Source organism: Mycobacterium sp. MAA66 (assembly GCF_041261665.1).
GTDB lineage: Bacteria > Actinomycetota > Actinomycetes > Mycobacteriales > Mycobacteriaceae > Mycobacterium.
The window spans coordinates 355,759-375,099 of record NZ_JBGCCC010000003.1 but is presented as its reverse complement, the minus strand read 5'-3'; the positions used below and the strand labels follow the sequence as shown (position 1 = coordinate 375,099).

Annotated in this window: 22 protein-coding genes; 8 read left to right on the top strand and 14 right to left on the bottom strand. The window is 66.1% G+C overall.

Features of this window, described 5'->3' with window-relative positions:
- Window positions 1-25: 25 nt before the first annotated feature.
- Window positions 26-466 (top strand): hypothetical protein, encoded by a 441-nt coding sequence (locus ABIA30_RS14080; RefSeq protein ID WP_370066245.1) that lies wholly within the window; start codon window positions 26-28, stop codon window positions 464-466.
- 9 nt (window positions 467-475) lie between these two features.
- Here ABIA30_RS14080 and ABIA30_RS14075 read toward each other — a convergent pair whose 3' ends face one another.
- Together ABIA30_RS14075 and ABIA30_RS14070 are read right to left on the bottom strand one after the other, a co-directional pair.
- The gene (locus tag ABIA30_RS14075) at window positions 476-1,723 is read right to left on the bottom strand and encodes an amidohydrolase (RefSeq protein ID WP_370066243.1); all 1,248 of its coding nucleotides are present in this window, start codon (window positions 1,721-1,723) and stop codon (window positions 476-478) included.
- Window positions 1,720-2,616, bottom strand: a complete 897-nt coding sequence (locus tag ABIA30_RS14070; protein ID WP_370066352.1) for an LLM class flavin-dependent oxidoreductase — start codon at window positions 2,614-2,616, stop codon at window positions 1,720-1,722. The genes ABIA30_RS14075 and ABIA30_RS14070 overlap by 4 nt, the downstream gene beginning before the upstream one ends.
- 138 nt (window positions 2,617-2,754) lie before the next feature.
- Between ABIA30_RS14070 and ABIA30_RS14065 the strand changes: the two genes are divergently transcribed.
- From ABIA30_RS14065 to ABIA30_RS14055, 3 genes are read left to right on the top strand one after another with little or no spacing between them, the layout of a single operon-like run.
- On the top strand, window positions 2,755-4,044 hold the full coding sequence (locus ABIA30_RS14065) for a histidine kinase (protein ID WP_370066241.1): 1,290 nt from the start codon (window positions 2,755-2,757) through the stop codon (window positions 4,042-4,044).
- Window positions 4,032-4,676 (top strand): response regulator, encoded by a 645-nt coding sequence (locus ABIA30_RS14060; protein WP_370066239.1) that lies wholly within the window; start codon window positions 4,032-4,034, stop codon window positions 4,674-4,676. The genes ABIA30_RS14065 and ABIA30_RS14060 overlap by 13 nt, the downstream gene beginning before the upstream one ends.
- A 20-nt stretch (window positions 4,677-4,696) precedes the next feature.
- A complete protein-coding gene (locus tag ABIA30_RS14055; RefSeq protein WP_370066237.1) occupies window positions 4,697-5,575 on the top strand; it encodes a hypothetical protein in 879 nt (292 codons plus the stop codon).
- On the opposite strand, the gene ABIA30_RS14050 is transcribed toward ABIA30_RS14055, so the two are convergent.
- Entirely contained in the window at window positions 5,572-6,069 is a 498-nt protein-coding gene (locus ABIA30_RS14050; protein ID WP_370066235.1) for a DUF4232 domain-containing protein, read from the bottom strand. The genes ABIA30_RS14055 and ABIA30_RS14050 overlap by 4 nt on opposite strands.
- 25 nt (window positions 6,070-6,094) lie before the next feature.
- Window positions 6,095-7,111, bottom strand: a complete 1,017-nt coding sequence (locus ABIA30_RS14045) for a nitronate monooxygenase (RefSeq protein ID WP_370066233.1) — start codon at window positions 7,109-7,111, stop codon at window positions 6,095-6,097.
- Window positions 7,112-7,179: 68 nt separating this feature from the next.
- Between ABIA30_RS14045 and ABIA30_RS14040 the strand changes: the two genes are divergently transcribed.
- The gene (locus ABIA30_RS14040; protein ID WP_370066231.1) at window positions 7,180-7,569 is read left to right on the top strand and encodes a VOC family protein; all 390 of its coding nucleotides are present in this window, start codon (window positions 7,180-7,182) and stop codon (window positions 7,567-7,569) included.
- Here the strand turns inward: ABIA30_RS14040 and ABIA30_RS14035 are convergent.
- Complete coding sequence (locus tag ABIA30_RS14035; RefSeq protein WP_370066229.1) at window positions 7,541-8,194, bottom strand: maleylpyruvate isomerase family mycothiol-dependent enzyme; 654 nt, start codon at window positions 8,192-8,194, stop codon at window positions 7,541-7,543. The two genes, ABIA30_RS14040 and ABIA30_RS14035, sit on opposite strands and share 29 nt — an antisense overlap.
- A complete protein-coding gene (locus tag ABIA30_RS14030; RefSeq protein WP_370066227.1) occupies window positions 8,181-9,080 on the bottom strand; it encodes an alpha/beta hydrolase in 900 nt (299 codons plus the stop codon). The genes ABIA30_RS14035 and ABIA30_RS14030 overlap by 14 nt, the downstream gene beginning before the upstream one ends.
- 79 nt (window positions 9,081-9,159) lie before the next feature.
- On the opposite strand from ABIA30_RS14030, the gene ABIA30_RS14025 reads away from it, so the two are divergent.
- Complete coding sequence (locus ABIA30_RS14025) at window positions 9,160-9,780, top strand: TetR/AcrR family transcriptional regulator C-terminal domain-containing protein (protein WP_370066225.1); 621 nt, start codon at window positions 9,160-9,162, stop codon at window positions 9,778-9,780.
- A 15-nt stretch (window positions 9,781-9,795) separates the two neighbouring features.
- Here ABIA30_RS14025 and ABIA30_RS14020 read toward each other — a convergent pair whose 3' ends face one another.
- Window positions 9,796-10,269 carry an RrF2 family transcriptional regulator gene (locus ABIA30_RS14020; RefSeq protein WP_370066223.1) on the bottom strand — a complete coding sequence of 158 codons (474 nt, stop codon included), beginning with the start codon at window positions 10,267-10,269 and terminating at the stop codon, window positions 9,796-9,798.
- Between the two features lie 26 nt (window positions 10,270-10,295).
- Window positions 10,296-10,928: a TetR/AcrR family transcriptional regulator gene (locus tag ABIA30_RS14015; protein WP_370066221.1), complete on the bottom strand. Its 633-nt coding sequence runs from the start codon at window positions 10,926-10,928 to the stop codon at window positions 10,296-10,298.
- Between the two features lie 99 nt (window positions 10,929-11,027).
- On the opposite strand from ABIA30_RS14015, the gene ABIA30_RS14010 reads away from it, so the two are divergent.
- Window positions 11,028-11,963 (top strand): metal-dependent hydrolase, encoded by a 936-nt coding sequence (locus ABIA30_RS14010; RefSeq protein ID WP_370066219.1) that lies wholly within the window; start codon window positions 11,028-11,030, stop codon window positions 11,961-11,963.
- Entirely contained in the window at window positions 11,956-13,110 is a 1,155-nt protein-coding gene (locus ABIA30_RS14005) for a hypothetical protein (RefSeq protein WP_370066217.1), read from the top strand. Before ABIA30_RS14010 ends, ABIA30_RS14005 begins: the two co-directional genes overlap by 8 nt.
- 9 nt (window positions 13,111-13,119) lie before the next feature.
- Here ABIA30_RS14005 and ABIA30_RS14000 read toward each other — a convergent pair whose 3' ends face one another.
- From ABIA30_RS14000 to ABIA30_RS13975, 6 genes are all read right to left on the bottom strand, one after another.
- Window positions 13,120-13,392 (bottom strand): hypothetical protein, encoded by a 273-nt coding sequence (locus ABIA30_RS14000; RefSeq protein WP_370066215.1) that lies wholly within the window; start codon window positions 13,390-13,392, stop codon window positions 13,120-13,122.
- Between the two features lie 35 nt (window positions 13,393-13,427).
- Window positions 13,428-13,709, bottom strand: a complete 282-nt coding sequence (locus tag ABIA30_RS13995) for a hypothetical protein (protein ID WP_370066213.1) — start codon at window positions 13,707-13,709, stop codon at window positions 13,428-13,430.
- A gap of 135 nt (window positions 13,710-13,844) precedes the next feature.
- Complete coding sequence (locus ABIA30_RS13990; protein WP_370066211.1) at window positions 13,845-14,588, bottom strand: 3'(2'),5'-bisphosphate nucleotidase CysQ; 744 nt, start codon at window positions 14,586-14,588, stop codon at window positions 13,845-13,847.
- Window positions 14,585-16,435 (bottom strand): sulfate adenylyltransferase subunit CysN, encoded by a 1,851-nt coding sequence (gene cysN / locus ABIA30_RS13985; RefSeq protein WP_370066209.1) that lies wholly within the window; start codon window positions 16,433-16,435, stop codon window positions 14,585-14,587. The genes ABIA30_RS13990 and cysN overlap by 4 nt, the downstream gene beginning before the upstream one ends.
- A 1-nt stretch (window position 16,436) precedes the next feature.
- Complete coding sequence (gene cysD / locus ABIA30_RS13980; RefSeq protein ID WP_370066207.1) at window positions 16,437-17,366, bottom strand: sulfate adenylyltransferase subunit CysD; 930 nt, start codon at window positions 17,364-17,366, stop codon at window positions 16,437-16,439.
- A gap of 146 nt (window positions 17,367-17,512) precedes the next feature.
- Window positions 17,513-19,330: an ArnT family glycosyltransferase gene (locus ABIA30_RS13975; RefSeq protein WP_370066205.1), complete on the bottom strand. Its 1,818-nt coding sequence runs from the start codon at window positions 19,328-19,330 to the stop codon at window positions 17,513-17,515.
- Window positions 19,331-19,341 lie beyond the last annotated feature (11 nt).

The window sequence follows — 19,341 nt, the reverse complement described above, 5'->3', positions numbered from 1 at the left end:
CTTCTGACACAACAGAAGGGACGTCATGAACAAGAACGTCGAATGGCCGCGATTCCTGCTTGTCGCGATACCCGTATCGATCCTGACCTTCGTTCTCGACGTCGTCTTCCACAAGACATTGGCACCGGCGCTGTTCGGTGACAGCTACCCCGCGGGCGACTATCCGCAGCGTCCACTGTCAGAGATGATGGGCCTGTTTCCGTTCCTGTTCGCCACCTACATCCTGCAGCTGACCATGCTCTGCTACCTGTTCCTGCGGCTGTATCCCGGACGTGGGCTCGCCAAAGCGGCATGGTGGGGCATCTGGGGCGGCGTGTTCGTCGTCATCCCCAACATGCAGTTCTTCGTCGCGGTAGCGCACACCACCTGGACGATGTTGATCATCCAGGTCATCGAGGCCATCTCGCTTTGCGTGCTGGCGACCTGTTTCTTCGAAATCGCTTACCGGCCAAAGCAAGCGCCGTAACGCCGGAGGCTACAGCCAAGCCAGCGCCGCCACCACCAGCGCCTCGGTGCCGGTGTCGAGCGTCGGCTGGATCACCGGGCCGAACGCCGGCGAGTGGTTCACCGGAATATCCTGGCTGATCCGTCCAGCCTCGGCGGCTCTGACGAAGGTGTCCGCATCGATGCCGCCGAAACCCCAGTAGGTCGACGGCACCCCGAGTGCTTTGGGGATATCGCCGAAGTCCTCGCTGCCGGTCAGCGGGCCGACCGTCAGCGCGCGGTCGCCGAAGTGGGCGACGAAGGCGCCGTGCACCTTTTCGGTCGTCGCGGCGTCGTTGATGGTGACCGGAAAATGGTCGTAGAACTCGAATTCCGGTTCTTTGGGGGAATCCGACGCCTGGCACTCTGCGACGACGATGCGCTTGACGGCGGCGATCACCGCGGCGCGCACCGCTTCGTCGTAGGTACGCAGGTTCAGTTCCAGCACCGCGTGATCGCCGATCACGTTGCTCTTGGTGCCCGACTGGATGCTGCCGACGGTCAGCACCACGGTCTCGGTGGGCGCGACCTCACGCGAGACGATGGTCTGCAGGCGGATGACGATCATCGCGGCGAGCACCACCGGGTCGATGCAGGCATGCGGCATCGACCCGTGGCCGCCGCGCCCGTAGACGGTGACGCGGATGCTGTCGGCAGCGGCGAGCATCGGCCCGCTGCAGGTGCCGACGAAGCCGGCCGGAGCGGCTCCGACGTGCTGAGCCAGCGCGATGTCCACCTTGCCCACCACGTCGGCCAGACCATCGGCGACCATGCCGGCCGCGCCGCCACCGACTTCCTCGGCCGGCTGGAACAGTGCGATCGCGGTGCCGCGCCAATGTTCTTGTCCCGCAGCAAGTAATGCGGCGGCACCGAGCAGACAGGTGACATGGGTGTCATGACCGCAGGCATGCATGACCGGCACGTCCTTACCGGCCGCGTCGGTGCCGCGGACGGTGCTGGCGTACGCCAGCCCGGTGGCTTCGGCGACCGGCAACGCGTCCATGTCGGCACGCATCAGTACCGAGGGACCATCCCCGTTACGCAGGATGCCGACGACGCCGGTGCCGCCGATATTGTCGTGCACCTGATAGCCGAACTCATTGAGCTTGTCGGACACCAGTTTTGCGGTGCGGTGTTCGTGATTCGACAGCTCGGGGTGCTGATGCAGATCGCGATACAGGTCTTCCTGCCAGGTCCGAACGCCGGGCAATCCGGCCAGCACCTCATCTACGCGGGTCATACCGCAGCCTCTCCGTTGAAGTCCTTGACCACATCTGCAACGCTCCTGAGCTGATCGATATCCGAGCTGGTGGGAATCAGGTGCACCTCGTCGGCGCCGATGTCGTCGAATTTCTGTAGTACGTCCAATAATTCGTCCTCGGTACCGGCCCATCCGGTGGTCGGCGCCATCGCGTCGACGAACTCGGCGGGAATCCAGTTCATGTAGCGGCGCAGGTGCCGGTGTACCTGATCACGCGGTTCATCACCGTCACCGAGGGCAAACCAGAACGACGTGGCCAAGTGCGGCTTGGGTTTTCCGGCCTCCGCCCAAGACTCGCGGGCCACGTCGAACAGCTCACTCTCCCGTTCGAGGTTGAGGTCCAGCGTGGTGCCGGCCACGCCGTCGGCCCAATGTGCGGCGCTGCGAATGGTTTTCGTTCCGATGGTGCCGACCATCAACCGAGGCCCTCCGGCCTGTACCGGCTGCGGGCCGACCGGCAGCACCGAGTCGGTGAGCCGCTCCCCCGCCCATACCCGCTTCATCAATGCGACCCGTTCGGCCATGCCGCGCATGGTCTGGGTCTCCGGATCAGCACCCACCGCGTGGTAATCCTCGTGCCGGCCGCCCACACCGAGCCCGACGGTGAGCCTGCCGCCGCTGAGCATGTCACCGGTGGCCAACGCCTTGGCCAGCATCACCGGATCATGCAGTTGCGGGACGATCACCGTGGTCACCAACCGGACCCGGTCGGTCCAGGCGGACAGCGCTCCGAGCAGGGTCAGCGAGTCCGGGTTGTCGAAGGCGATGCGCTCGCCCCAGCACAGCGAGGAGAACGGCCCGCCGTCGATCACCCGCGCCCACGCGGTCAGCGTGGACGCGTCGAGATTGGGTTCCATCACCGGCATCGTCATCCCGATTCGCACACAAGCGATTCTGGCACGTCCGGATATCCGGAACTCGGGGTCCACGAAGCCGGTGGGGGTTTACCCCCACAAGACTCGCGGGAAAACGCCGTGTCCTGCGCTGCTGACGGTCCCTAGGTTGGAGGCATGGTTGCAATAGCTTCAACCCCCGCATCGCCGACACGGCCAGCTACCCGGTACCTGGGCGCGGTGCCGACCGCATCGATGATCATCGGCGCCGCAGTGGGCACGGTCTGGTTCTGGATTCCGCTCGCACTGCTGATCATCGCCGTCAGCTCGATTCCGTCAGTGATCGGTTTCGTGGTGGCAGCGGTGCTGTTCGTCTATGCCGGTCGCGCTACGGACCGCATCGAACGGAGCCGCAGCGAGGCGGTATTCGGCTTCGGCATCACAGTTCCTGCCCGAAAGATCTCCCCGTACAACGGTTTTCAGGGCTGGGCCCATCAATTGTGGTTGGACGTCAGTAGCTCGGCGTTCTGGAAGACGCTGGCGCACAGCTACCTGCGCATGATGTTCGACATCGTCGCGGTCGGGTCGGCATTTGTGCTGGTGGTCCTTGCGCTGCTGGGCCCCGCTACCGCCACCGCGATAAGCAACAGCGATGCCGCGGCCGGGCTGTCGTTCATCTCACCCGCGCTGGCCTGGCTGATCGCCGTCATCGCCCTGGTCGGCGCGGCCGCCATCCTAGCGTTCGGCCCCAAGGTGGACGCGGCGATCGACCGCTGGCTGCTGCTGGCCTCCCCCACCGAGGCCCTGCAGCGCGAGGTCAGCGTGTTGGCCCAAGCCCGCCAAGGTGCCGTGTCCTCGGCACAGACCGAACGGCATCGCATCGAACGCGACCTGCACGACAGCGTGCAGCCTCGCCTGGTATCGCTGGCCATGACCATCGGACTGGCGAAAACCAAGCTGGACTCGGATCTGCCCGAGGCACGCAAGCTCATCGCCGAAGCTCACGGTGACGCCAAAGCGGCACTGCTGGAGCTGCGCAATGTGGTGCGCGGTATCGCGCCGACCATCCTGGCCGACCGCGGCCTGGATGCGGCACTGTCGTCGGTCGTACAACGCGCCGAGACCTCCGGAGTGCCGGTGACGTTGGAGGTGCAGCTGCCCAAGCGGCTGCCCGACGAGGTGGAATCGTGCGCGTACTTCGTGGTCGCCGAAACACTGACCAATATCGCCAAGCACGCCAACGCAACTCGCGCCGTGGTCACGGTGCGCTACCAAGAGCCCACCGACGAGTTGCGTATCTCGGTGTTCGACGACGGTGTCGGCGGTGCCCATGGCAGCGACGGCGACGACGCGACCGGGCTGCGCGGACTCGGTGAGCGGGTGCGCGCCGCACGGGGCACTTTCGCGGTGTCCAGTCCGCAGACCGGAACCACGACAGTGACGGCGGTGCTGCCATGCGCATTGTGATCGCCGAAGATTCGGCCCTGCTGCGCGCAGGCATCGAGCGCATCCTGATCGATGCCGGCCACGACGTGGTAGCCGGGGTGGCCGACGCCACCGCTCTGCTGCACGCGGTCAATCAGCACAAGCCCGACCTGGTCATCGTGGACGTACGTATGCCGCCCACATTCACCGACGAAGGTATCCGCGCCGCGGCCCTGCTGCGCAGTCAGAATCCCGAGTCGCCGGTGCTGGTGCTGTCGCATTACGTCGAGGAGCGCTACGCGGCCGACCTGATCACCTCCGACACCAGAGGCTTCGGCTACCTGCTCAAGGACCGGGTGGCCGACGTGCCGGCCTTCCTTGACGCCGTTACCACCGTGGGCGCCGGCGGCACCGTGCTCGATCCCGAGGTGGTGTCACAAATCCTGGTACGCACCCACCGCCGGTCCACCTTGACCGTCCTGACCGAGCGCGAACACACCGTGCTGCGACTGATGGCCGAGGGCAAGACGAACTCGGCCATCGCCGCCACCCTGCACATCTCGGTGGGTTCAGCCGAGAAGCACATCGCGTCCATCTTCACCAAGCTCAACCTCGTCCCAGACGAAAGCGAGAACCGCCGCGTCCTGGCTGTGCTGCGCTACCTCGAATCCTGAAGAACTGAAAGGACTTTCCCGTGACTTCCGAGTTCGTCACCAATCCGACCGACGCGCCCGCCCCACGATCGCTGACCCCGAGCGGACGCTCAGCCATCCGTACCCTGCTGGTGATCGCCGCCGTTGCGGTGACGGTGTCCGCCGTCGTCGGCGTAGGCGGAATCGCCTGGGGTATCGCCTCATTACGGGTCGCAGCCGACACCCAAACATTGCCCGCAAACATGGAGGCACTGACCATCGACACGGGCCAGGTGCCCACTGCGATCCGAATCATCAGCGATCGCAACCTGCGCGAGCCCAAGGTCCGGATGCGCCTGCTGAACACGTCGCGCACCGACGCCGGGGCATTGACCGTCGCCCGCGACGGCAACGCGATCGGACTGACAATCGCCGGGACGCCGTCGCAACTGCTGAATTTCGGGCCTCCCGGTGAAATCACCGTGACCTTGCCGCCCGATGTCGCCCACCGGCTTTCCGTCACCACCAAACAACGGACCGGGCTGTTGTTCAGCCAATCGGAGCTGAGTCAGTTGACCGTCCGCAACACCGACGGCGCCGTAGTGCTCGACGGCGATGCCCGCCGCATCGAGATCCACACGCAGAGCGGCGAAATCCGCACCCGCGACGCGATCTCGGTGACCGACGCATTCACCGCCGACACCAATGACGGCCATATCTCCGTGGACTTCCGCGACGCCGCGCCACGAACCGTGCAGGTCACCGGGCGCGACGCAGACATCGAAATCGCCCTACCGCCCGCCGGCCCCTACCTGGTGCGCGCACAGGCCGGCAATGACCTGAAAGTCCGTGTGCCGCAAACCGATGACGCGGCCCGCGCCGCAGCACAGGTCACCGCTCGGGCCGAGGACGGCAGCGTGACCATCACCACCCGACGTTAGGCGCCGGTGAACGGGCCGACGTGCAGGGTGGGGTACGCCGCACTGGCACAGGCGGTGTCAGCGTGTCCGATGATCAGCGGATCGGGCTGATTGGGCAGGTTGACCTGCAATCCGCTGACCGGGACCGCGTTACAGTCCGCCGGGAAATTGCCGGCGTTGACGATGCCCAGATTCGCCGACGTGGACTGGCCCGGGTCGATCACCACAGTGCCCGGGGCTTCTGGATCTTGATTCGCCGCTACGCCCACCGGATGGTTGTCCGAGCCGGCGACGAACGACACCGCGGGATATCCCGACATGCTGCATGCCGCGGTACCGGCGTTCTGCAGTATCACCGGATAGAAGATGGTCCCGGCCGCCCCCTCGGGCGGGCCCAGGCTCGGCGTCAATTGCCCGGTCGCGCAGGGCGGTACCGGCACCGGGTCGGCGTGGACGACGGCGATCGGCATGGCACCGGCCACCAAAACGATTGCCACACCTAGATATCCCCGCACGTCGCCTCCTTTGCAGTTCGCCGACTCATACCAGCGCGGCGATGATGTCGGCGGCCGGGCCGGTGCGGATCTTGCGAAAACCCGTACCCGCCCACACATTTGTACCGTCGGGATCGCCGGCTCGCACCGCTGCCGCGCGCACCGGCCCGGTCAAGTAGTTCACCTGCGGATAGCCGAACGGCGCCTGCGACTCGTGGTCGTCGACGAAGCGGTTACGCAAGCCACGCGCGTAACGTCCGGAGAAAGCTTTGGTGACCACGGTTTCGGTGAACCTTGGGTCGGTCAGCGCGGCACGATGGGCCGGGCTGCTGCCGGCTTCGTCGGCGAGCAGGAACGCGGTACCCAGTTGCGCGGCAACGGCGCCGGCGTCGAGGATCTGCGCGACGTCGTCAGCGGTGACGAGCCCGCCCGCGGCGGCCACCGGAACCTGCACTGCGGCAAGCACATCGGTCAATAATTCGGCCAAGGGCTGGGTGGCCGGGGCAGCCGTCGAGTCGTAGGTGCCGCGGTGTCCGCCGGCCGCCGGCCCCTGCACCGCGAGCCCGTCGACCCCGGCCGCGACGGCCAGCTGCGCCTCGGCGACAGTGGTGACCGTCGCGATCGTGGTGATCCCCACCTGGCGCAGTCGTGCGCATTCGTCGGCGCTCGGCGCACCGAAGGTGAACGAAACCACCTCGGGTTTGAGGTCTGCGACCAGATCGAGTTTGGCGGCCCAGTGATCGTCGTCGAAGCGAGGTTCGCCGAGTGACGCGCCATATCGGGCAGCCTCGTCGGCAAGTTCTCGGGTGTAGCGGTCGATCTCGTCCGGACGAGCTGCACTCGGCTGTGATGCAAAGAGATTCACCCCGAGTGGGCCGGTGCTCAACTGGCGCGCCGCGGAAATCCGCTCGGCCAGCACCTCGGTGGCCAGATAACCCGCGGCAAGAAATCCCAAGCCCCCGGCATTCGAGCCGGCAGCCGCCAACTCAGGAGTGGTCGGACCACCGGCCATCGGGGCCACCACCACCGGCACTGACAATTCACGAAGGTCGAATCGCGCCATATCTGAAGATCATGTCAGGTGAAGGCACCGCTGGCAGGCAGTGACGCGACGGCGTAGAAACGAGAGGTATGGCGATCACGTTCAACCACACCATCGTGTACTGCGCCGACCGCGAGGCCGCGGCCCTGTTCTTCACCGAGCTGTTCGGCCTGCCACCTGCCACGGCGACAGGCCCGTTTTTGGCCGTCGAACTCAACCATGGCGTCAGCCTGGACTTCGGTCAGATGGAAGATGTCGAGCAGATCCGCCCCCAGCACTACGCATTTCTGGTTTCCGAAGACGAGTTCACCGCGATCTATGGGCGAATCCGTGAGCGTGGCGTGCAGCATTGGGCCGATCCGGCGGCCCGGAAGCCGGGCGAGATCAACCACCACGACGGCGGGCGCGGCGTGTATTTCGCCGACCCCAGTGGGCACTACCTGGAGATCATCACCCGGCCGTACGGCTCGGGGAGCTGATCACCCGAGAGCCCAACAGCGCGACGCCGTCGCCTCGCAACCGGAGCAGTGCGCTGCGCCGGTTGCCCAGCACTGAGATCAATTCGGCAGCGCCGCCTTCGACCAGCGGCCCGTCGCCGTACCGCCAGCCGGTGTCGGCAGCCACCAGCCGTAGCCCCCGGCTGTTGCGATAAGCCGGAACAAACGGATTCGGGAACGCCACCTGGGTGTCGAGGACCGCATTCAACACCGACGGCGTGATGTCAGGTTCGCGACCGATCGCGTACAGGATGTCCAACTCGTGGGTGACGTGGTCACCCAGCAGCAGCCGGGCCGGAAAGTACCGACCGATACCGACCGGTCGGGCGCCGAACCTGCTGAAGTCGGCCAGCAATTGGTCCGGGCTACGGCGCGTCGCGAGTTCGCGGGCGGCTGCCGCGTTGGTCAGGTCGAAATCCCGCTCGCGCGTCAGCGTCCCGAGCAACGTGCCTACCGGATAGCTCAGACCGACCACCAGATGCGCCAGCACGTCGTGGTTACGCCATTCGGTGCACAGGCTGGGCATTGCCCATTCCTGCGGCGTCAGCTCCGAAACTGCCGTCACAAACCGCTGGTCGTTGGCCCGCAACGTATTACGCGGCGACATTGAGGTGCTCCCGGAAGAAGGCAACCTGCCCGGCGAGCACGTCGCTCAGCAACGGCGGATGGTAGATGGCAAAGTGGTCGGATTCGTAGTGCCTGGCCGTTCCTCGCGGCGCGCGGCGTGCCGCCAACTCGGCGTACCGCGGGTCCATCAGGGTCTCCCGGTCACACACGCAGACCAGTAGCGGCGCACTTATCCGATCCGCCTGTCGTAGAGCAGATCTGGTGACCAGCGCCGCGCCGTCCAGTGCGGCGATCCGGTTGTCGAAGTCCACTCGCTCGGGCGCGGTGGAATACCAGCCCCCAGCGGCGCCGGGGATCGTCACCAATGCGGTCGCGCCCGGTGGCCCCACGATCGGCACATAGCGTCGTCCGCGGCCGGTCACGATGCGCAGCGCGTCGTCGACCATGGCCGGGACCAGTCGCAGCGGTGCCCGAATACCGAGGCGTCGCACCGCCGCGGGCCCGTGCACAATCGGGCATTGCACCACCGCTGCGGCGATGTCCGTGCGGTTTGCCGCGACCCGCAGCACGTTCATCGCACCGAGACTCGTGCCCCACAGGCCGATCCGGGTTGCGTCGATATCCGGGCTCTGTTGCAAGAAATCCACCGCGGCCACCAGGTCGCGGCATTGCCTCGGTATCGAGATGCGTTGTCGTGGTTTACCTTCGGATAATCCGGTGTGCCGGTAATCGAAGGACAGCGTGGCGATGCCGGCCGCGGCGAAGTGTTGCTCATACTGCGGCAGCATCATCTCGCGGGTGGCACCGAGACCATGGGTCAACACCACAGCCGGATGCGGGCCGGGATCGGGCGGCAGCGTGAGCCAGCCGGCGCACCGGTCGCCGGCCGAGGCGAACTCAAGCCTTTGGGTGGGAATGGTCTGCATCATCGGCTCCTTCACATAGGTACGTCGTACGTATCGGCTATGCTTCAATACGTACGACGTACTTGTCAAGGGGTTGCTCATGCGTGCACGGTTCACCACGGACGAAATCGCTTCGGCTGCACTGCGAATCGTCGATGAGGCGGGCCCAGGCGCGCTGAGCATGCGGACGCTGGCCAGCACACTCGGCACCGGGCCGATGACCATGTACAACTACGTCGCCGGCAAAGAGGGGCTGGAAGAGCTGGTGGTGGCCGCGGTGGCCGCGGGCATCGAAGTGCCTCCGACAACCGGCGACTGGGCGGACGACGTATACGCCACCGCGTCCGCCATGTGGCGTGGCGTCCGCGCCCACCCGGCAGCCATCCCGCTGGTACTGACCCGACGGATGACCTCGGCAACCGGGTTTGCGACTGTCGACGCACTGGTCGAGGCACTGAACCGAGCCGGACTGTCCGACGCCGACCGACTGTCGGCATTTCACGCAGTATTGGGGCTGGTCACCGGGTCGGCGCAGGCCCAACTGGCCGGTCCGTTCTCCGGCGACGCCAGCGAGACCGCCGCGCGAATCGGCTCAGCCGCCGGATCCGCCTACCCGCACGTCGCGGCGCTGTCGAAGGTTGCGGCGACGGTATCCGTCGAAGATGATTTCGATCGCGGCCTACGGATGCTCATCGCTGGGATCGCGGCCTCGGCACGCTGACCAGTTCGCGGGACATCAGGAGGAGTGACCGCGGCGGGCTTCCTGGGTGACATAGTCGCCGGCCAATACCGCCACGTGCTTGGGCAGCCGACCCTCGGCCACGTCGGCCAGGCTGGTCTCCTCCAGCACCGAACGCATGCTGGCCCGCAGCGCCCGCCATACGTCGGTCAATGCTGCCGTCGGCCCGGAGTAGGGCAGATCGCCCAGACCGATGTCGCGCACGCTGGCCAACGGGCCGTCGATACAGCGCAGCACATCGGCAATGCTGATTTCGGCGGCAGGTCGGGCCAGTGCATATCCGCCGTCGCGGCCGCGATGACTGCGCACCAGCCGGTCGGTCCGCAGATTGGTCAGGATGTCTACCAGGAACTGCGCCGGGATGCCCTGGGCGTGGGCCAGGTCTTCGGTTTTCACCAGCACGCCACCCTCCACCGTGGCCAGCTCGACCATGGCCCGGACGGCATACTCCGCCTTGGCCGACATCCGCATAGCGCGAATTGTGCCAGGTCGGTCCGCTATCTCTTGGCTCGACGCGAGCCGGCAGCCCCCTGCGCCAGGATCGCGGCACCCAGCCAGCGCTGGATGAATGCCCGCAACTCCTCCGGCGATCGACGGTCGGCGTTGGGTGCCACGAAGTAGGACAGCATGATGCGCAGGGTGAATTCGACCAGGTCGCGCAGTGCGGCGTCGTCGTATCCGTACCCGCCCCAGTCGACGTCGAATCGGGTGATCATCCGCATACCGATGTCCCTGGCCTCATCGGAGGCGACGTCGCCGGAGTGCTCGGTGGAGTACGGAGCGGAGATCAGGATGCCCAGGTGCGGGGTCCGCGCGACGGCGTCGAGCGTGTAGAGCACGCCTTCGGTCATGGCGTCGGCCGGGTCGTGCACACCGTGGACTGCGGCCGTGAGCTGGTCGAGAAATTCGTCCACCGACGCGATGGCCGCGGCCCGCATCAGCTCATCGGCGGTCGGGAAATACCGGTACACCGTCTGCCGAATGACGCCGAGCGATTCGGCGACGTCGGCGATGCTGATCGCTTTTCCGGTGCGGGCCAGCAGATCTACCGCAGCCGCGATGATGCGCTGTGCGGCTTCTTCGTCACCGGCTGGCGGCTGCCCACCCCAGCCGCGACGTTTACCTGCCATCGGCAGCGACGGTAACACGGCGGGCCGTTGACGGATCCGCATCCACGCGCTGTAATCATACACACTTACGGCCATTTGTATGATTACTTCGAGGTGACCATGACCGACCTTCAGATCCGCAAGATGCGCTTCGCGTTCGCCGACCATCCCGTCCCGTTCGACTGGAACGAGACCAACCCCGCGTTCTCGTCGATGGCAAATGCGGTGTCGTTCTTGGCAATTGCCTTCGAGAAGATGATCGGCAGCATGATTCCCGAGGCCATGGCGCACATCACCGATCCGGCCGTCGCCGAAGAAGCCGACGCATTCGTCCGTCAAGAAGGCCAGCACTCGATGGCGCATCGGCAACACGCCAAGGGGCTGATCAAGGCGTATCCGGGCCTCAAAGACACCCTGGACAAGGTCATCGCGTCGTTCGACGACATGACCGCCGATACGCCACTGAAGTACCGACTGGCCTACACCGCGGACCTGGAGGCCACCTTCACCCCGGCGTTCAAATTGATGCTCGACCACGACGACACCCTGTTCGCCCCAGGCGATGATCGCGTCGCATCACTGTTCCTGTGGCACTTCGTCGAAGAGGTCGAGCACCGCAGTTCGGCACTGATCATCTACGACCACATCGTCGACGACCCCTGGTACCGGATGCGGGTGGCACCGAGAATCTTCAAACACGTGATGGCGATGATCCGACTGGCCTCCGAGGGTTTCAACGAGCATGTGCCGCTGCAGGATCGGAAGGTCGACGCGATGTCGACCTTCCGGATGCACCGGGCCAAGCAGACATTGGTACGTCGGTTGCCGTTCGGGCGGGTGCAGGACAACGGACCGTTCGCCGAGGCGTTCGCACATCTTCCCGTGCGCGAAATGGTGGCCGCGCTCTCCGGCATCGTGCGCAGCCAGATCCCCGGACACAACCCTGCACACGAAAACCTGCCCGCACTGGCCTCCGAGTGGTTCGATCGGTACGACGCCGGTTACGACGTCACCCACTGGTACACCGCTGAGACGAGGGAAGTCACCGATGCCTGACCTGTGTACGCCGACCTTCGCCAAACTGGCCGGTTCCCTGGGCTTCTCGTGTCAGCAGGCCGGCGGGTTGATCGAGGTTCGCAGTCCACTGCACCTGGCAAACTGGACGCTGCCGGTCCTGGAGCTCACTGTGATCATCGGCGCGGTACTGACGCTCGTGTACGCGATCAACCGGTGGCGCCGCCGCGGGGACGCCACCAACATCGCGCTGTGGTTCGGCGCGGTGTCCTACCTGTTGATCATCGAACCGCCGTTGTACTTCCCCGGCGCCTTCGGCATCGCCGGGCACGTCGACACCATGTTCGCGCACAACGTGTTCACGGTGGACTTCCTCTGGGGCCGATTGCCGCTCTACATCGTGGGCATCTATCCGCTGATGGCCACCATCGCCTTCGAAATCGTCCGCAGCCTAGGGATTTTCCGCCGTTACAGCATTCTGGTGGGCGCCTGCGCGGTCGGCTTCGTCCACAACGCCTTCTATGAGGTCTTCGACCAGCTCGGGCCGCAACTGCGGTGGTGGGAATGGTCGGTGCACAACTCACTGAACCAGCCGATGTTCGACTCGGTGCCACTGCCCAGCGTGGTGGTGTTCGCGACGCTGTGGCCGATGTCGCTGGCGTTGTGTGTGCAATTCTTCGTCGGCCAGCATGCCGATCGCGGACGGCGCTTCACCGGCGCCCAGGTCATCTGGCGCACCGTGGTCGCCGGCATCCTCGCGTCGCTCGGCACCGCGATCCTGCCGCTGCCGGCAACCGTGATGGGCGCCGTCACCGATGGTTCGACATCCGGCGGCGTGACCTACACGCTGGAATTACTCATCGTGTGTGCGGTCGCCGTGCCGGCCCTGGTCAATCAATGGCGACGGCTGCGCACCACCACGCCCAACGCACTCGAGCCGCGCTACATCACCTCACCGCTGCTGTTGAACTACAGCGCGGCGTATCTCACCGTCATCGGGGTGCTGTGGCTGTCCGCGCTGCCGGCCTACTTCGGTGCGGTCGGCGGGCTCACGGCGCACGGCGATCCGACCGGCAGCCTTTGGTACACCTTGCTCTGCTTCACCATCGCCGGGACCTGCATCGTGGCCGTACGCAGCGCGGCACCGACCACATCGGCGACCTCTGAGCCGGTGCCCGCCGCCGGCTGAACGTACGCGCTAGTGGGCGCCGCCGAGGCCCGGATGCTGACCCGGCGGCACTGTCGGTGCGCCAGGCGCAATCACACCGGGGGTGAACAGGTTGCCCCCGGTCGGGCTGACGCTCTTCTCGGTCGGCGTCGGCGCTGAGGCGGGAGACGACGACGTCGTCGTAGTTGTCGTGGACGGTCCCTGCCCGCTGGTGCCGCATCCGGTCACCAAGGTGCTCAACGCCATCAGCGCGGATCCACCGGCGAGGGCGATCCGGCGACGGTTGACTCCGCCGGTACTCACAATGCCTACCCCATTCCTGTTGTGCGACTGCGGTTCTAGTGGCGGTGGATGCCGGGCGGCTCAGTGGGCGCCGCGGGAGCCCTGACGCCGGGGGTGAACAGGTTGCCGCCGTTCGGGCTCATGTCCTTCTCGGTCGGTGTCGGTGTCGGTGTCGGGGTCGGGGTCGACGACGGTGCCGTGGTGGTTGTCGTCGTGGTGGTCGTGGACGGCGATGGCCCACCGTTGTTGCCACATCCGGCGGTGAGCGTGCCCATGGCGATCAGGGCGGCTGCACCGGCGGCAAGCATCAATCGACGGGTAGTCCGGTTTGTACTCATGAGGTGCCAAGCTAGCGGACGAATGCAGCGCACACTTCTTTTTCGTGTTCGGGCTCACCGCTGACGGGTACCAGACGACGAAATGGCTGCGGAAACACCAATCTCCGCAGCCATTTTCGTTGCTTTCGTGCAGGCCTACCCCGCAGTCACCGCCAGTACTCGCTCCGCGAGTTCCCGGCGGCACACCACCAGGTCCGGCAAATTGGGATCGGCCTGGTTGTAGGTCAGCGGCGACCCGTCGATGCGTGAGGTGTGCAGTCCCGCAGCCCGGGCCACCGCCACCGGAGCGGCAGAGTCCCACTCGTACTGCCCACCGGCGTGGACGTACACATCAGCGCGGCCCTGGATCACGGCGGCGACTTTGGCTCCCGCCGAACCCATTTCGACGAGCACGCCATCGAGCGCATCACGCACCGCCAGCGCCACAGCCGGTGGACGGGTACGGGACACCACGACCCGCGGCGCACCATCGAACGCACGGGGCGCAGCCACCTGCGGGGTGTGCAACGTGGTGTTCTGGGCCGGCAGCGCCACCGCGCCGGCCACCAACTCACCGCCCTGCCACAGCGCGACGTGCACCGCCCAGTCGTCCCGATCCAATTCGGAGAACTCCCGGGTGCCATCGAGTGGGTCGATGATCCACACCCGATCGGACGTCAGCCGCGCGCTGTTGGCCTTCTCCTCCTCGGTGGCTTCCTCGGACAGCACCGCATCGTCCGGGCGCAACCGAGCCAGCTCGGTCATCAGGAATTCGTGGGATCGCTTGTCCCCGGCAGCTTTCCGCTCGGCCGGGTCCGCGGTGGCGAACTCGGCGCGGACGTCCAGCAACAGGTCGCCGGCTCGCGTCGCGAGGCGCTCGGCGACGTCGTGGTCGTTCACCGCCGCTCCTCCAGCATCTCGATGACCTGCTGGGCCAACTGATCGAGCGTGGCGTCGGGCGTCAGGCGCAGATCAGCGTTCTTCGGACGCTGGTACGGGCTGTCGATGCCAGTGAAGTGGGTGATCTCACCGGCACGGGCCTTGGCGTACAGCCCCTTGGGGTCACGGGCCTCGCAGTCTGCGAGCGGCGTGTCCATGAACACCTCGTAGAAGCCGAAGCCGTGATCGGTGTGCACCTTGCGTGCCAACTCACGGTGTTCTTCGAGCGGGCTGATCGCGGGCACCAGCACGATCTGGCCAGAATCGGCCAGCAGCGTGGCGATGTGCGCCAGCCGGCGCAGGTTCTCGGCCCGGTCGGCCATCGAGAATCCCAGGTCGGCGTTGAGGCCGTGACGCAGGTTGTCGCCGTCGAGAACGTATGCCGGACGGCCCATTTCGAGCAGCTTGCGCTCTACCAGCATCGCCACCGACGACTTGCCCGAGCCGGACAACCCGGTGAACCACACCGTGCTGCCCTTCGACAGGCGATCCTCCGCGCTGACCAAGTTGGCGTGCCGCACCGCATTTGGGCTCGCGGCCCGACCTGCGGCGGGGGCGGTGTCGCGCACCATGCCGGCGGCCACCGTGCCGTTGGTGTCGGGGTCGATCAGGATGAACGACCCGGTGACCGCGTTGCGTGCGTACTCGTCAAGCAGCAGCGGGGCCTGGGTGCGCAGGGTGACACGGCCGAGTTCGTTGAGCTTCAACGCCGTTGCGCTCTTGTCACGGTGCAGGGTGTTGACGTCCAAGCGATAGTCGAGCGCCGCCACCCGAGCCCGCGTGGTCCGGGTGGTGTGCTTGATGAGGTAGTCGCGACCCGGCTCCAGCGCGGCATCGTCGGACATCCAGCACACGGTGGCGTCGAATTCCTGCGTGGTGTGCGGTTGGTTGTGTACCCGGGCCAGCATGTCGCCGCGGGAGATGTCGATGTCATCGGCCAGGCTCACCGACACCGCCATCGGCGCGAAGGCCTCGGCAAGCGGACCGGTGGGTCCGTCGATCGCGGTGATGGTGCTGGTCTTTCCCGCTGGGAGCACGACGATTTCGTCACCCGGACGCATCACGCCGCTGGCGATCGTGCCCGCGTAACTGCGGTGGTCCGCGTGCTCGTGGGTCTGCGGCCGGATCACGTACTGCACCGGGAATCGAACGTCGATCAGGTTGCGGTCACCGGCGATATACACCTCTTCGAGGTGGCTCAACAGTGCCGGACCTTCGTACCACGGCGTCTTGTCCGACTTGGTCACCACGTTGTCGCCGGCCAGCGCCGACAACGGAATGGTGGTGACGTCCTGGATGTCCAGGCGGGCCGCGAACTCATGAAAATCGTCACGGATCGTCTCGAATTGCTTTTGGTCCCAATCGATCAGGTCCATCTTGTTGACCGCCAGCACGACGTGCTGGATACCCAGCAGCGACGCCAGGAAGGCGTGCCGGCGGGACTGCTCGAGCAGACCGTGGCGAGCATCGACCAACACGATGGCGAGCTGCGCGGTGGACGTGCCGGTCACCATGTTGCGGGTGTACTGGATGTGCCCCGGGGTGTCGGCGATGATGAATTTGCGCTTGGCCGTGGCGAAGTAGCGGTACGCGACATCGATGGTGATGCCCTGCTCGCGCTCGGCGCGCAGGCCGTCGGTCACCAAAGCCAGGTCGGTGTAATCGTTTCCGCGTTCTTTGGAGGTCCGCTCGACGGCGGCCAGCTGGTCCTCCATGACCGCCTTGCTGTCATAGAGCAGCCGGCCGATCAGCGTGGACTTACCGTCGTCCACCGAACCCGCAGTGGCGATGCGAAGCAACGTTGCCATATCAGAAGTAGCCTTCCCGCTTGCGGTCTTCCATACCTGCCTCAGAGATCCGGTCGTCGGCGCGGGTGGCACCGCGCTCGGTCAGTCGCGATACCGCGGTCTCGGCGATCACCTCGTCGACTGTCGAGGCCTCGGACTCGACGCAGCCGGTGCAGGTGACATCGCCGACGGTGCGGAATCGCACGGTCTTGGTGATCACCGGTTCGTCCTCGTGCGGCTGCAGGTATTCGTGCACCGCGAGCAGCATGCCGTCGCGCTCGAAAACCTCGCGCTGGTGCGCGTAGTAGATGCTCGGCAGCTGGATCTTCTCGGCCCCGATGTAGGCCCAGATGTCGTATTCGGTCCAGTTGGACAACGGGAAGGCGCGGATGTGCTCGCCCTTGCGGTGCCGACCGTTGTACAGGTTCCACAGCTCGGGGCGCTGGTTCTTGGGGTCCCACTGACCGAACTCATCGCGGAAGCTGAACACCCGCTCCTTGGCGCGGGCCTTCTCCTCGTCGCGGCGGGCGCCACCGAACGCTGCGTCGAACTTGTTCTCGCGGATGCCACGCAGCAGCGACACCGTCTGCAGTGGGTTGCGCGACGGGCCGTTGTCGACCACACGTCCGGCGTCGATGTCCTCCTGCACGCTGGCGACGACCAGACGCAGGTTGTGCTCGGCCACCAGGGCGTCGCGGGTGGCGATCACCTCTTCGAAGTTATGGCCGGTGTCGACATGCATCACGGGGAACGGCACGCGCCCCGGAGCGAAGGCCTTGATCGCCAGATACAGCATGACGATGGAGTCCTTGCCACCCGAGAACAGCAGCACCGGGCGCTCGAATTCGGCGGCGACCTCACGGATGATGTGGATGGCCTCGGCCTCCAGCGAACGCAGGTGGGTCAGCTCGTATTTGGCCGCGCGCTGGTCGGCTTCAGAAGCGATCGTCATCGTTTCCTCATAAAGTTGGTTGATTTGGTCAACATTAGAACCATAGCCAGAATTTACGGGACCGCACGGCCCGCGTCAACGGTGTTGCGATACCCCGCCTGTTGACCGGGAGTCCAGCACCGCCCGGCGCCCTGAGCACGGCGGAATCACCGGGGAGCCTGCAGGTCGTAGACAGTCGTGCCGTCGACATCGAGCTTGGTGAAGTTCTCGCTGACCCACTGCCCGATCGCCGCGGCGCTGCCGGTGTCGTGCCCCCACGGCCGCTTGCGATCACTGACGATGAAATATCGGACCTCGCCATCGCCGACGTACTGCTGGAACTGCACCAGGGTCGGCGCATCATCGGCACCGGCGAAGCCGCCGATCGCCATCAATGATTTTCCGGTGCTCAACTCCAGATCGCTGACCTGCCAGGAGCCCACCGCCGCAGCGGCCCACCGGCTGTCGGTGGTAGTCACCAACTTCTCCAACGCGATATTGGGCTTGTCGTGGCCTGGGCCACCGCCCGGCCAACCGATGCCGCCCGGACGCGGCGGGCCGGACATCGACCCGGGCCCGCTCTCGTGCCCGTGCGCGACGTTGTAGATCGCGAAGGACGACGACCCGGCCAACCCCGCGACTACCGCGACCCCCGCCAGCACCGCGGACAACCGCCCCGGACGCTGGGCGTCGATCAGCAGCACCACCGCGGTCAGCACCGTCGTCGCGAGCACGATCCAGCGCAATGCCGGCAGCCAGTCCGGCGTCCTCGACAACAACGCGAACGCCCAAACACCGGTCACCGCAAGCATTGTGGCGAGCACGGCGCGGGCGGCGCGGGCGTCCCGACGGCGCCACAGCTCGGTCACCGAGATGCCGACCAAGGCGGCCACCGCCGGTGCCAACGCGAGGTTGTAGTACGGGTGCACCGTGCCGTCCATGAAGCTGAACACCGCGCCGGTCACCAAAAGCCAACCACCCCACAGCAACACCGCCGAACGCGAAAGATCGGTACGCGGTGCGCCACGCGTCAGCCACACCATGACGACCAGGCCGATCAAAGCCGCGGGCAGCAGCCAGGAAATCTCGACGCCCATCGACGGGCCGAAGAGCCGGGTGATGCCGGCCTGGCCGCCGAAGAACAGGTTCTCCCGCCCCGGTCCACCGGCGGATCCCGTGATTCGCTCGATTCCGTTGTAGCCCAGGGCCAATTGCAACAGGCCGTTGTCAGTCGACCCGGCGATGTACGGGCGGGCGTCGGCCGGCCACAGTCCGACCAGCGCGATGTACCAGCCCGCCGACACCAGTACTGCCAGCCCGGCCATCACGAGGGCACCGACGCGGCGGCCGATCCCGAACGGCGCGGACACCAGGAACGCCAGGGCCAGTGCCGGCACCGGCAGGAAGGCCTGCAGCATCTTGGTCAGGAAGGCGAATCCGACGAGCACGCCCGTCAGCCCCATCCACTGCACGGCCAGCAGAAAGACTTCTTGTTCCAGTGCCCGCACCGTGCAGTACGCCGCAGTGATGAGTAGCAGCACCAGCAGCGCGTCGGGATTGTTGAATCGGAACATCAGTGCCGCAACGGGAGTCAGCGCCAGCACCAGACCGGCGAGCAGTCCGGCAGCCGGCCCGCTGGTACGTCGCACCGTGACGAACAGCACCGCGACGGCGGCCACCCCCATCAACGCCTGCGGCAGCAGCATGGTGAACGGGCTGAATCCGAACAATCGACCGGACAGGCCCATCAGCCACATGGCCGCCGGCGGCTTGTCCACGGTGATCGCGTTGCCGGCATCGAGCGAACCGAACAGCAGCGCTTTCGCGTTCTGGGTGCCGGCCTGCGCGGCGGCGGCGTAGAAGGAGTTGGCCCAGCCAGACGAGCCCAGTCCCCACAGGTAGAGCATCGCGGTGCCGAGGAGCAGCGCGATCAACCCTCGGCTCTCCCACCGTGACTCACAACCAAGAAACCGCAGCGTGACCATCCGGATCAGCC